The sequence below is a fragment of the Actinosynnema pretiosum genome (genome assembly GCF_024171695.1).
Taxonomy (GTDB): domain Bacteria; phylum Actinomycetota; class Actinomycetes; order Mycobacteriales; family Pseudonocardiaceae; genus Actinosynnema; species Actinosynnema pretiosum.
This window is the reverse complement of record NZ_JAMTCF010000028.1, coordinates 90443-102978: the sequence shown is the minus strand read 5'-3', so window position 1 is coordinate 102978 and position 12536 is coordinate 90443. Positions and strand designations below refer to the sequence as shown.

Genomic DNA, 12536 nt, shown 5'->3' with positions numbered 1-12536 from the left:
GATCGTTCGAGATCGTCAGGTTCTCCGCCACGAAACCCGCACCCCGCGCGAAGAACGACGCGCTGTTCGACGTCCCGTGCGTGTACGCGCTGTTGTTGTAGACGATCACCGTGTTCGACGGACCCGACCCCAACCCCCGCAACGTGATGTTCGGCTTGTTCGCCGGAACGGTCACCACCTCGCGATAGGTCCCCGCCTTCACCGTGATCACCGTCCGCGCCGAGCTGTTGGTCGGCGCCGCGTTCACCGCGTCCTGCACCTTCCGATACGTCCCCGAACCATCCGCCGCCACCGTCGGCTTCTCCGCCGAACCGACCGGGCTGAACAACCACTGCTTGTTCGAGTTCTCCGAGCAGTTCTCCTGGATCACCGCCGCACCGGCGGTCGTCGAGCCGCCCTTGGTGGTCAGGCACTTTCCGTTGGCGGCGTTGACCACCTGGTAGGTGCCGGCGCCGGACGCGGTGACGCGCCACTGCTGGTTGGCGGCCGAGCCGCAGGCGCGCTGCTGGAGCGCGGCGCCCGAGGCGGTGTTGCCGTTGACCGGTTCGACGCACTTGCCGCTGTTGGCGTTGACCAGGGTTCCGGACGAGGTCCAGGTGAACTGCTGCCAGCGGTCGGACGTGCAGCCCCACTGCTGCAGGAGCGCGCCGTCCGCCGTGGACCCGCTCACGACGTCCAGGCACATGCCGCTCTTGGCGACGGCGAGGGTGTAGGCGCTGCCGGACGCCGGGGTCGCGGCCTGCGCGACCGGGGCGGTGAGCCCGGCGGCCAGGGCAACCACCGCCAGAACCGCTCTGGGAATGAGCGCCACTATCTCCTCCTCGTTGAGGATTGGTCTGGCCTGGGAGCGCTCCCGGAATGCGACTGTAACCAGGGTTCCCGACGCTCCGAAAGACGGACATCCGAGTTTTCGAACGCTTCGACGGCATTCGTTCGACGGGCGTTCGGGCACGGAGCGTGCGGATATTCCACATTCCGACGAGTTGAGACGCGATGCGAAACCCTCACAGCGCGGTGGGTGACGACCGGCGTTCAGGCAACCGCTTTCCCGACGGGCGGGCGCGTCCCCGTTCCGACTAGCCTGCCCCCCATGTACCCGGTGACCGAACCACACGCGACCGGCCGACTGGCGGTCGGCGACGGCCACGAGCTGCACTGGCAGGCGCACGGGAACCCGACCGGGAAACCGGTGGTGGTCCTGCACGGCGGGCCGGGCTCGGGGTGCCGCGCCGGTGTCACCAGGCTGCTCGACCCGGCGGTGTACCGGGTGCTGCTCTTCGACCAGCGCGGGTGCGGGCGCTCGACCCCGCACGCGGGCGAGCCGGAGGTCGACCTGTCCACCAACACCACGGACCACCTGGTGGCGGACCTCGAACTGCTGCGGGCCGCCTTCGAGGTCGAGGAGTGGCTGGTGCTCGGCGGGTCCTGGGGCGCGGTGCTCGGGCTGGTCTACGCGCAGCGGTGTCCGGAGCGGGTGACCGGGCTGGTGCTCGCGGGCGTGGCGACCGGGCGGCGGGTGGAGACGGACCTGCTCACGCGCGGGCTCGGCGAGGTGTTCCCCGAGGCGTGGCGGGAGTTCAGCGACTTCGTCGGCGCGCCGGAGGGCGATCTCGCGGCGGCCTACCTGGAGCGGCTGGTCGACCCGGACCCGCTGGTGCACCTGGCGGCGGCGGACGCCTGGTGCGCCTGGGAGGAGGCGATGCTGCCGCAGACGCCGGGGTCGCTGGCGGACAAGGTCGGGCGGGACCGGCTGGCGTTCGCGCGGCTGGTGGCGCACTACTGGGCGCACGGGAGCTGGTTGCGGGAGAACGAGGTCCTGGACGGCTGCGACCGGTTGGCCGGGGTGCCGGGGGTCGTGGTGCAGGGCGAGCTGGACCTGATCAACCTGGTGGGGACGCCGTGGCTGCTGGACCGGGCGTGGGCCGCGGGCGAGCTGGTGGTGGTGCGGGAGACCGCGCACGGCGGGTCGGCGGCGATGAGCGAGGCGTGGAAGGCGGCGGCGGACAGCTTCCGGTGACGGGAGGACCGGCGCTCCCGTGCGGGGAGCGCCGGTCCGGTCAGCGGATCAGCGGCGCGGTGTCAGCGGCGCGGGATCATCGGCGCAGGGTCATCGGCGCAGGGTCAGCACGCCCGGCCGCCACGGCAGGCGGTCGTACGGGCCGGTCGCGCCGGGGTCCTTGCCCTGGTAGAGCAGCTGCAGGTTGCACGGGTCGATGGTCTTGGTCTGGTCGGGGTTCTGGCGCACCAGGTCGCCGTGGCTGATGTCGTTGGTCCAGCCCGCCCCGCTGTTCGCCCTGCCCGCGAACGGGTTGCCCTCGGTCGCGGCCTGCGGGGTCCACGAGCCGCCGAGGCTGCTGGAGGTGAACGACCGGAAGTAGCGGCCGTTGGCGCCCATCGCCTCCACGATCATCAGGTACTGGTTCTGGCCCTGGACCTTGTACACCTCGACGCCCTCGAAGAGGTTCTCCTTGGTGTCGCTCATGATCTGGGTCCAGGACGAGCCGAAGTTGCCGGGGAAGTTCCCGATCGGCATGGAGGCCCGGTAGATCTTCCCGTTGTCACCGGCGAAGAACAGGTACATGGTCGTGCCGTCGGCGATCAGCGTCTGGTCGATCGGCCCGGTGGTGGAGTCGGGGATGCTGCCGGTGAACAGCGGCTGCGGCGAGGACCAGCCGTTGGCGTTGGTCGGGTCGCTCGACGTCCGGTAGCTGAACGCGGTCGGGCCCCACTGGTAGGCCAGCACCCAGACGTTCTTGGGGGCGAAGTAGAGCAGCGTCGGCGCGACGGTCCCGCTGCTCATGGTGTTCTGCGGGGCCGAGGCCAGGTCGGACCAGTTCGTGACGGACCCGAAGTTCATCGAGCCGTACGTCGCGGACGAGGTGACCATCGTGCCGTAGACGAGGTGCTTGCCGTTGTGCACGACGGTGGTGAAGTCCTTGAGCGCCAACCAGCCCGACTTCGGATTCGCCAGCGAGCCGGTGGAGGACCAGCGGTAGCTCGACGGCAGCGAGCAGGCGCCGCCGGGCTGGGTGGTGGTGGTCGTCGTCGGACCGCTGCCACCGCCGACCCGGACCAACTGCCACTGCTGGTTGGCGCCGTTCCAGTCCGAGTACTGCACGACGTTGCCGCCGTCGGCCGTGGACGCGCCCTGCACCTCGACGGCCTTGCCGCTGTTGCGGTTGACCAGGCGCACGTGGCCGCCGTCCGAGTCGGCCAGGCGGAACTGCTGGTTGGTGGTGTTGTTGTCGGTCCACTGGACGATCGCGCCGCCGTCGGCGGTGGAGAAGTTGTGGACGTCCAGGACCTTTCCGGACAGCCGGGACCTGACCCGGTAGTAGCCCTCGCCGGAGTCCACGAACTGCCACTGCTGCTGGTTGCCGTCGTTGCGGGCCCACTGGGTGATGCGGGCGCCGTCGTCGGTGATCAGGTTGTAGACGTCCAGCGCCTTGCCGCTGTTGCGGTTGACCAGCACGTACCACGCGCTCGGGTCGACGGTCGCCGCCGACGCGGGGGGCGTGCCGATCGCGACCAGCACGCCGCCGAGCAGCGCGGCGACGGCGGCGAGGACGCCCGCCAGGCGGCGCGCGGGGGCGCGCGGGGCGGTGGTGGGCGGGCGCTGTCCTGGTCCGGGCATGGTCGTGCTCCTCTTCGTCGAGGGGGGGACGGCGCGCGGGCGGTGAAGTGCTCGCGGCGATCCCGTTTCCGGACCGGGTGTGGGAGTGGACCGCCGCTGCCGCGAGCGCCGCTGGTCTTTTCGCCCAGAACTGTGCGGGACGGGAAGTGGCCGGTCAAGGCGCATCGACGATGTTTCGCGCGGGTGCACGACGAATTCCCGGAATGGGCGCAGGGTGCTAAAAGACGGCGATTCTTTTAGCTAGCGCGGAATGCGACCATCCCGCCACGGCCACCGGTGCGGGTCGACTCACGGGTCCGGCGTCGGCTCCGCCGTCGGGGCCACCGCCCGCTGCGGCGGTCGGCCGGGTCGGCGGTGATCAGGAGCCACCGCTGCCGGGCGCGCGGCAGGACGTCCTGGGCGGGCTCCTCGGCCTGGCGCGGGTCGTGGCGCGGCGGCGTGGCGTTGCGACCCCGGTGGGAATTGTCCGCACGGCCCCGATCGGATGGCTTCGGAACCGGTGAAAAGACCTCGAACCGGGCGGGGGCGCGCTGCTAGCGTCCGGCCATGGCCCGGTTCTACGTGGTGGCGACGGGTTCGGCCTCGGGGGCGCTGCTGGCGGACGTGCTGGCCCGGCACCGGAGGATGGTCGGGGACCGGGTGCGGTTCCTGGCGGGCGCGGGGGTGGCGCGCGCGGAGCTGGGGCTGGTGTCCACCGAGCTGTTCGACCCCGGTTCGGCCAGGCACGTCGCCGGGGTGGCGGCGCTGCGGGCGCGGTGCCCCGGCCTGGAGGTCGACGACGAGCTGGGCGCGCCGGTGACCTCGCTGGGGTTCGGGTCGGACGCGTCGAACTACCGCAGGTGGTGGCTGGAGGCCGACCAGCGGGTGCGGGTGGTGGAGACGGACGCGCTGGCCGAGCGGTGGCGCGCGGTGCTGGCGGCGGCGGGGGCTCCGGGGTGCACGACCGTGGTGGCGCCTGCGGCCTGGGAGGGGCCGGTCGTGGCGGCGGTGGTCGGGGCGCGGGAGGCGCCGGTCGAGCTGCCGGGGGCGCGGGAGCGGGCGCACGGGGTGGACGTGCTGCGCTGGTCGCTGGTGCGCGGGGTGGACGCGGCGGTCGCCCGGCGGGAGCTGGGGCGCGAGCTGGGCGGGCTGGTCGACCGGGTGGTGGTGATGGTGCACCGGTACCGGGGCGGGACGCCGCCGGACGCGGGGCCGCCCGCCGGGTCGGAGGAGCTGGTCCGCGCGTGCGGCGAGGTGCGGGAGGGGGTGCGTGCGGCGCTGGGGCGGTTCGACTTCGGCGGCGCGGCCTCGGCGGTGTGGCGGGTGGTCGAGGTGGCCAACCGGTACCTGGAGGGCAGCAGGCCGTGGGAGCTCTCGCGCGGGGCGGACCCGAGGGTGGACTCGGTGCTGGCGGTGCTGCTGGCGGCGTGCCGGGTGCTGGCGGTGGAGCTGACGCCCTTCGCACCGGGGCTGGCGGCGCGGGTGGCCGAGCAGTGCGTGTCACTGGCCGAGGTGCTGCCCCAGCCGCGCGGGGTCTTCCCCAAGCTGTAGGACCCCGCGCGACTGGACGGCGCTTAGGCCTCCCGCTTAGCCCGCAGGATGACGTCAACGTGGTGGTTGTTGGCCTTCAACGCGCGGTCGCGCTTGACGTCGGTCTCGATGGTCCAGCTGTCGCCGAGCAGGGCGCGCACGTCGGCGGGTGAGGCGAAGTCGGCGTACGGGAACTCGGTGCCGTCGTGCCCGTGGAACGCGCCCTCGGCAGGCATGTCGTGGGCGACGAGCAGCAGCCGTCCGCCGGGCGCGACGGCCTCGACGAGGTGCTTGACGGTGTCGGGGGCCGACTTGAGGATCGGCAGGTAGTGCGCGGAGACCAGGTCGTAGGTCTCGCTGGGCGCCTCCTTCGCCAGGTCCAGCTGCTGCCAGGTGATGTCGTGCGGGGTCTGCACGGCGGCGGCGCGGTCGAGCGCGACCTGCGAGATGTCGACGGCGGTGACCCGCCACCCCTGCGCCGCGAGCCAGCGCGCGTCGGAACCGTCGCCGCAGCCGACGTCCAGCGCGCGCCCGGCGGGCAGCCCGGTGATCTCGTCGACGAGCGCCCCGTTGGGGTTCCCGCTCCAGCTGAAGTCGACGTTGGTGTACATGCCGTCCCAGAACTCCTGATCCACGGGACGATGGTGCGGCCGGTTCCGGCGGGGCGGCAAGTTTTGTTGCCGGAACGGCAACGGGGGTGGTCCCGGGACCTCGAGCACGGGACCGTTGCCGGCCCGCAGGCCGTCGACCAGGGCTTTGGCGATGATCAACGCGACCTATACTCCCCCTGTCAACCACCCGCGCGGCCCGACCCCGTTCTCGCGGTCCCCGGAGCGCGGGTGGAGCCGGGAACACGTGGAGGACCTGCCGTGCGGGCAGTGGTGGTGGGTGGCGGGATCAGCGGTCCCGTCGTGGGCATGGCGCTGCGCAAGGCCGGGTGGGACGCGGTGGTCCTGGAGGCCCGCGACGCGCCGCCCGAGGGGCTCGGGGACGGGCTGGCGCTGGCGCCCAACGGGTTGCGGGCGCTGGACGTGCTCGGGCTCGGCGACGCGGTGCGCGGCCTCGGGGACGACATCACCGGGCTGGTCGTGCGCAACGGCGCGGGGCGGGTGCTCGGGGAGCTGACCAGCGATCCGGCGATGCTGCTGGTGTGGCGCGGCGAGCTGCGCAAGGTGCTGCGGGCCGAGGCCGCCCGGCGCGGGGTGCGGGTGCTGCACGGGCGGCGGTTGCTGCACGTGAACGAGCGCGAGGCGGTGTTCGCGGACGGCAGCAGGGAGCGGTTCGACCTGCTCGTCGGGGCGGACGGGGTGCGGTCGGCGGTGCGGCGGTACGTGGTGCCGCAGGCACGGCCGAGGTACACGGGGGTGCTCGGGTTCAGCGGGAACATCCCGTTCACCGGGCAGAACAGCACCGGCGGGAAGGTGGTGCTGGTGCACGGGCGGCGGGGGTTCTTCGGGTACCAGGTGCTGGAGGACAGCTCGGGCGGCTGGTTCGCGCACCTGCCGAGCCCCTCGGCGCTGACGATCGCGCAGGTGCGGGAGCGCGACCCGAAGGACTGGATGGCGGAGCTGACCTCGGTGTTCGGCGAGGACCGGGGACCCGCGGTGGAGCTGATCGGGCGGACCGCGCCGGACGCGCTGGTGCTGTCCGGGGCGCTGGAGGAGCTGGACCCGCTGCCCCGGTGGTCGCGGGGGAACGTGGTGCTGGTGGGGGACGCGGCGCACGCGCTGTTCCCGAACTCGGGGCAGGGCGTGGCGCTGGCGGTGGAGGACGCGGTGGAGCTGGCCCGGTGCGTGCGCGACCTGGGCGCGGCGGGCGGGGTGGTGGCGTTCGAGCGGTTGCGGCGGGCGCGGGTGGAGCGGATCGGGCAGATGGCGGGACGGGCGGTGCGGAACGCGGTGACCGGTCCGGTGGGGCGGGCGGTGCGGGACCTGGTGATGCCGGTGGCGATCCGGCGGGTCGGGCCGAGCGCGTTCCCGTGGCACCGGCACGAGATCGACTGGGACGCTCGGGTGACGGGGTAGCGGTTCCCCGCGAACGCCCGGTGGTCGCGCCCGCGCTGGGCACGACCACCGGGCGCCACCTCACGAAGCGCTGTTCTCCAGCTCCCGCTCCGGCTCCTCCGCCGCGCGCGGCTTGGCCAGCTTCGACGGCCACCAGATCTTCCGCCCGATGTCCACCCCCAGCGCCGGGACCAGCAGCGACCGGACGATCAGCGTGTCCAGCAGCACGCCGAACGCCACGATGAACGCCAGCTGGGCCAGGAACAGGATCGGCAGCACGGCCAGCGCCGAGAAGGTCGCCGCCAGGACCACGCCCGCCGACGTGATCACGCCGCCGGTGATGGTCAGGCCCTTGAGCATCCCCTCCCTGGTGCCCAGGCGCGCGGTCTCCTCGCGGACCCTGGTCATCAGGAAGATGTTGTAGTCGATGCCCAGCGCCACCAGGAACACGAAGCCGAACAGCGGCACCACCGGGTCCGCGCCGGGGAAGCCGAACACGTGGTTGAACAGCAGCGCGGAGACGCCCATGGTCGCGCCGAACGAGAGCACGACGGTGGCCATGAGCAGCAGGGGCGCCACCAGGGAGCGCAGCAGCAGCACCAGGACCAGGAAGACCACCAGCAGGACGATCGGGATGATCACCAGGCGGTCGCGGGCCGAGGTGTTCTGGGTGTCGAGCTGGGTCGCGGTCGGGCCGCCGACCTTGGCCTCCGCGCCGTCCACGGCGTGCACCGCGTCGCGCAGGCGCTGCACGGTCGCGGTGGCGGCCTCGGAGTCGGCCGGGTCGGTCAGGGTCGCGTTGATCCGGACCAGGCCCTGGGCGGTGCCCGCGACCTGGGCGCTCGACACGCCGTCGACGTCGGAGGTCGCGGCGAGGACGGCGTCGGCCGAGGTCTCGCGGGCCAGCACGACGGTGGGCGAGCCGGAGCCGCCGGGGAAGTGCCTGGACAGGACCTCCTGGCCGGCGACCGAGTCGACCTCGGTGAGGAAGATGTCGGACTGGGCGGTGCCCGAGGCCTTGAGCTGGGGGACGAACGCGACACCCGCCAGCAGGACCAGCACGGTGATCACCCAGGTCGCGCGCGGCTTGGAGCCGACCAGCCGGGCCACCCTGCCCCACAGGCCGCTGGTCTCCGGGTGCGGCGAGCCGTGCGCGGGGCGGCGGGGCCAGAACGCGGCCCGGCCGCACAGGACGAGCACGGCGGGCAGGAAGGTCACCGACGCCAGGAACGCGGCGGCGATGCCGGTGGCGGCCACGGGGCCGAGGCCCTTGTTGCTGTTCAGGTCGCTGAACAGCAGGCACAGCACGCCCAGGACCACGGTCCCGGCGGACGCGGCGATCGGTTCGATCGTGGCCTTCCACGCCGTGCGCATGGCCGCGTACTTGTCCTCGACGTCCCGCAGCTCCTCGCGGTAGCGGGACACCAGGAGCAGGGCGTAGTCGGTGGCCGCGCCGAACACCAGGATGAACAGGATGCCCTGGCTCTGGCCGTTGAGGTCGACCGCGCCCGCGTCGGCGAGCAGGTAGACGGCGAGGCTGGCGACGCCGAGGGCGAACACGCCGGACAGCAGCACGATCACCGGCAGCAGCGGGCTGCGGTAGACCAGCACGAGGATCACCGCGACCACGGCCGCCGCGACGAGCAGCAGGATGCCGTCGATGCCGCCGAAGGCCTCCTTCAGGTCGGCGATCTGCGCGGCCGGGCCGGTGACCAGCACGGTCAGGCCCTCCGGCGGGGACGCGAAGGTCTCCCGGAGGGCTTCGACGCCGGGCGCGGGCTCGGCGCCGTCCAGGGGGACGATGCGCTGGGCGGCCTTGTCGTCCTGCTGCGAGGGGATGAGCGGGGACGCCTCGCCGGGCAGCTCGGCGGTGCTCAGGTACTCGCGGTCCGCGTCCGTCAGGCCGCTCTCGCGCTCGGCGATGACGATGGCGGGCACCTGGCGGGAGGTCTCGAACGCCTTGAGCAGGTTCGCGACCTCGGTGGCCTCGGCCGAGGAGGGGAGGAAGGCGGTGTTGTCGTTGACCGACACCTCGCTGAGCTTTCCGGCGTAGGGGCCGCCGAATCCGCCGAGCGCGAGCCACGCCACGGCGATCAGGGCGGGCAGCAGCCAACGTGCGCGGGATGTCACGGGAGAATGTCCTCCGGAGCCATTAACTTCGACCATCGAACTATCGGACGATCGAAATAGTAGAGGAAGGACGCAGGTGTGGCAGATCACGACCTGCTCGTTCGGCTGTTGCAGCTGCTGACGGTCGAGTCGGACCGCTTCGCCGAGCGCTTCGGGGAGCGCCACCGGATGCACCGGACGGACCTGAACGCACTGCTCCACATCATGGAAGCGCGCTGGTCCGAGCACCCGATGACGCCGGGGCGGCTCGCCGAGGTGATGCGGCTGAGCGCGTCCGCGACCACGTCCGTGCTCGACCGGCTGGAGTCCTCCGGGCACGTGCGCCGCGAGCGCAGCGCGAGCGACCGGCGGCGGGTGGACCTGGCGGTGGACCAGCGGGCGCTGGAGCTGGGCCGGGAGTTCTTCCTGCCGCTGAACGAGGCGTTCACCAGAGCCTGGGCCGGGTTCGACGAGGCCGAGCGGGCGGTGGTCGCGCGGTTCCTGCGCGCCAGCATCGAGGCGACCACCGAGGTTCGGGACAGCCTGGACGAAGATCACGGGTGACCAGGGACTTCCGCCCTGTCCCGCAGTGATCCGCGCGGGTTACCGTAGCCGCGTGAAGATCCTTTTCTCCAGTCTGGGGACCTTCGGCCACACCTACCCCGTGCTGCCGCTGGTGCGGGCCGCGGTGGAGGCCGGGCACGAGGTGGTCTACGCCACGACGGAACGGGTGCACCCGGCCATCGCGGCCGTGGGCGCGGAGCCGGTCACCGCCGGTTGGGACGTGCGGCAGGCGGTCGCGCACCAGTTCGGCCGCCCGATGCGTCCGCAGGACCTGTCGCTGGAAGAGCAGGAGCGGGTCTCGGCGATCTCGTTCGGCAAGGTGCTGCCCGAGCGCTTCGCCACCGACCTGGCCCCGCTGCTGGAGCGGCACAAGCCGGACCTGGTGATCCGCGAGGTGCTGAACCTGGGCGCGGCGCTGGCCACGGCCAGGGCGGGCGTCCCGACCCTGTGCCACGGCCTCGGCCGGATGGACGCGGTCGACCTCGGTCCCGCGCTGCACGCGAACGTGCGCGAGGTCGCGGCCGAGCTGGGCGTCGAGCCCGCCGGTGAGGGCCTGCTGCTGGGCAACCCGCTGCTGGACATCTGCCCGCCCGCGTGGCAGCGCGACCTCGGCGGCGCCGAGCGCGTCCCGCTGCGGCCGGTGCAGCACAGCGACGACGTGCCGATGCCCGAGGGCGTGGTGGGCCGCGACGGCAAGCTCATCTACCTGTCGCTGGGCACCGTGTTCAGCGACGCGCCGGTGCTGCGCGGGGCGATCGACGGGCTGGCCGCGCTGGACGCCCGCGTGGTCGTGTCGGCCGGTCCGCTGGTGGACGTGGACGCGCTGGGCGAGCTGCCCGGCAACGTGAGCGTGCACCGCTGGCTGCCGCAGGGCGAGCTGCTGCGGCACGCCGACCTGTCCGTGCACCACGGCGGCATGGGCACCACGATCGGCAGCGCGGTCGGCGGCGCGGTGCACCTGGTGCTGCCGCAGGGCGCCGACCAGTTCGGCAACGCCGAGGCGGTCGTCGGGTCGGGCCTCGGCCGGGCGCTGGTGGGCGCGGACGCGACGGTCGAGGCGATCACCGAGGCCGCGCGCGAGCTGCTCGTGGACCAGGCGCACCGGGCGGCGGCGGAGGCGATGGCGGCCGAGATCGCCGCGATGCCGTCCCCGGCGGACGTCGTCGCCTCGCTGGAGCGGCACGTGTGAGCCGCGCGGTGCGGCGCCCGGCGCTCCCCGAGCCGGACCCCCGCAGGACCGCCTGACGCGGGACTCCCCCGAACCACCCCGCTCCGGAACCGCTCCGCCCGCCCGCAGGCCGCCACCGGCCACCACCGGGCCGCTCCGTCCGGGGCACAACCCTCGGGTCAGCTCTTCGAGGCCGCTGCTTGAGGCCGCTGTCCGAGCCGCTGTCCAGGCCCAACGCCCGAGACCGCCGCCCGCCCCACGCGATCGGCCCCACCCGGTCAGCCCCACCCCGGTCAGCCCGGCGCGAACAACCCTTTCGGGAAGCTAATTCAGCGTACGCTGAGTTTCGTGCTGATCCTCTTCTCCAGCCTCGGGGCCCACGGGCACCTGTTCCCCCTGTTACCGCTGGCCGAAGCCGCCGTGCGCGCCGGTCACCGGGTCAAGTTCGCCACCACCGGCGGCTTCCACGACGTCCTCTCCGGCATCGGCGTCGAGCCGGTGATCACCGGCGCCGGGATGCGCGACGTCGCGAGCGACCTGCTGCCGCCGGGCAGGTCCCCGCGCGACATGGGCGACGCCGAGGGCACGGCGATCATCGCCAGGCTGTTCGGCGACCTGCTCGCCCGCGCGTTCGCCACCGGCGTCGCCGGGATCATCGAGCGCGAGCGGCCCGACCTGGTGGTCCAGGAGCTGGCCAACCCCGGCGCGGGCATCGCGGCCAGGGCGGCGGGCGTTCCCGTGCTGTGCCACGGGTTCGGCCGCATGACGACCGGCTCCGAGATGCCGAAGCAGATGATCGGGCACCTGCGCGGCGTCGCGGCCGAGCACGGCGTCGACCTCGGCGAGGTCGACCTCGGCGGTGGCGACGACAGCGTGTTCCTGCTGGGCAACCCGTACCTGGACATCTGCCCGCCGTCGCTGCGGGACCCGTCGTTCACCATCCCGAGGACGATCCCGCTGCGGCCGGTGCCGTTCGCGACGCCGGGCGAGCTGCCCGCGATCGCGACCGCGCCCCGCGACAAGCCGCTGGTCTACCTGACCCTGGGCACCGCGTTCGGCCACCCGGAGGTGTTCAGGGCGGCGATCGACGGGCTGGCGTCGCTGGACGCGCACGTGCTGGTGGCGGCCGGTCCGACGGTGGCGGCGGCGGAGATCGGCGAGGTGCCGGACAACGTGTCGCTGCACGCGTGGGTGCCGCAGGCCGACCTGCTGCCGCACGTGGACCTGGTGGTGCACCACGGCGGCAGCGGCACGACCATGGGCGCGCTCGGCGCGGGAGTGCCGCAGCTGGTGCTGCCGCAGGGCGCGGACCAGTTCACCAACGCCGAGGCCGTGGCCTCGGCCGGGCTGGGCGAGCGGCTGCTCGGCGACGCGGTGGTCGCCGAGGCGGTCGCGTCGGCCGCGCGCGGGCTGCTGGCCTCCGAGGAGGTCGCGGTGGCGGCGAAGGCGGTGGCGGCCGAGATCGCCGCGATGCCGTCGCCGGACGAGGTGGCGGCCAGGCTGCCCGAGCTGATCTGACCGCCTCGGGGAATCGGCCCACCGACGTGCC

General features: G+C 73.3%; 10 protein-coding genes. 6 read left to right on the top strand and 4 right to left on the bottom strand.

Annotation, left to right across the window (positions count from 1 at the left end):
- Window positions 1–781: pectinesterase family protein (locus LV78_RS37750; protein ID WP_253850998.1), on the bottom strand; the 781-nt coding region annotated here is incomplete at its 3' end.
- 309 nt (window positions 782–1090) lie between these two features.
- On the opposite strand from LV78_RS37750, the gene pip reads away from it, so the two are divergent.
- Complete coding sequence (gene pip, locus LV78_RS37745) at window positions 1091–2017, top strand: prolyl aminopeptidase (protein WP_253850997.1); 927 nt, start codon at window positions 1091–1093, stop codon at window positions 2015–2017.
- Between the two features lie 90 nt (window positions 2018–2107).
- On the opposite strand, the gene LV78_RS37740 is transcribed toward pip, so the two are convergent.
- Window positions 2108–3634, bottom strand: coding sequence for a non-reducing end alpha-L-arabinofuranosidase family hydrolase (locus LV78_RS37740; protein ID WP_253850996.1), 1527 nt, complete (start codon window positions 3632–3634; stop codon window positions 2108–2110).
- 546 nt (window positions 3635–4180) lie between these two features.
- Here LV78_RS37740 and LV78_RS37735 point away from each other — a divergent pair.
- Window positions 4181–5164, top strand: coding sequence for a methionine--tRNA ligase (locus tag LV78_RS37735; protein WP_253850995.1), 984 nt, complete (start codon window positions 4181–4183; stop codon window positions 5162–5164).
- A gap of 23 nt (window positions 5165–5187) precedes the next feature.
- Here LV78_RS37735 and LV78_RS37730 read toward each other — a convergent pair whose 3' ends face one another.
- On the bottom strand, window positions 5188–5778 hold the full coding sequence (locus LV78_RS37730) for a class I SAM-dependent methyltransferase (protein ID WP_253850994.1): 591 nt from the start codon (window positions 5776–5778) through the stop codon (window positions 5188–5190).
- A gap of 234 nt (window positions 5779–6012) precedes the next feature.
- Between LV78_RS37730 and LV78_RS37725 the strand changes: the two genes are divergently transcribed.
- On the top strand, window positions 6013–7167 hold the full coding sequence (locus tag LV78_RS37725) for an FAD-dependent oxidoreductase (RefSeq protein WP_253850993.1): 1155 nt from the start codon (window positions 6013–6015) through the stop codon (window positions 7165–7167).
- Between the two features lie 60 nt (window positions 7168–7227).
- Here LV78_RS37725 and LV78_RS37720 read toward each other — a convergent pair whose 3' ends face one another.
- Window positions 7228–9312 carry an MMPL family transporter gene (locus LV78_RS37720; RefSeq protein ID WP_253850992.1) on the bottom strand — a complete coding sequence of 695 codons (2085 nt, stop codon included), beginning with the start codon at window positions 9310–9312 and terminating at the stop codon, window positions 7228–7230.
- A 42-nt stretch (window positions 9313–9354) separates the two neighbouring features.
- Between LV78_RS37720 and LV78_RS37715 the strand changes: the two genes are divergently transcribed.
- The 3 genes from LV78_RS37715 to LV78_RS37705 all read left to right on the top strand — a co-directional run bounded on the left by LV78_RS37715 (window position 9355) and on the right by LV78_RS37705 (window position 12505).
- Window positions 9355–9819, top strand: coding sequence for a MarR family winged helix-turn-helix transcriptional regulator (locus LV78_RS37715; RefSeq protein ID WP_253850991.1), 465 nt, complete (start codon window positions 9355–9357; stop codon window positions 9817–9819).
- Between the two features lie 52 nt (window positions 9820–9871).
- Window positions 9872–11008, top strand: a complete 1137-nt coding sequence (locus LV78_RS37710; RefSeq protein WP_253850990.1) for a glycosyltransferase — start codon at window positions 9872–9874, stop codon at window positions 11006–11008.
- 327 nt (window positions 11009–11335) lie between these two features.
- Window positions 11336–12505, top strand: coding sequence for a glycosyltransferase (locus LV78_RS37705; RefSeq protein WP_253850989.1), 1170 nt, complete (start codon window positions 11336–11338; stop codon window positions 12503–12505).
- Window positions 12506–12536: the final 31 nt, after the last annotated feature.

Excerpts from the sequence above, each read along its gene's own strand:
- LV78_RS37740 (WP_253850996.1), bottom strand. The coding sequence starts at position 3,634 with ATGCCCGGACCAGGACAGCGCCCGCCCACCACCGCCCCGCGCGCCCCC.
- LV78_RS37720 (WP_253850992.1), bottom strand. The coding sequence starts at position 9,312 with ATGGTCGAAGTTAATGGCTCCGGAGGACATTCTCCCGTGACATCCCGC.
- LV78_RS37735 (WP_253850995.1), top strand. The coding sequence starts at position 4,181 with ATGGCCCGGTTCTACGTGGTGGCGACGGGTTCGGCCTCGGGGGCGCTG.
- pip (WP_253850997.1), top strand. The coding sequence starts at position 1,091 with ATGTACCCGGTGACCGAACCACACGCGACCGGCCGACTGGCGGTCGGC.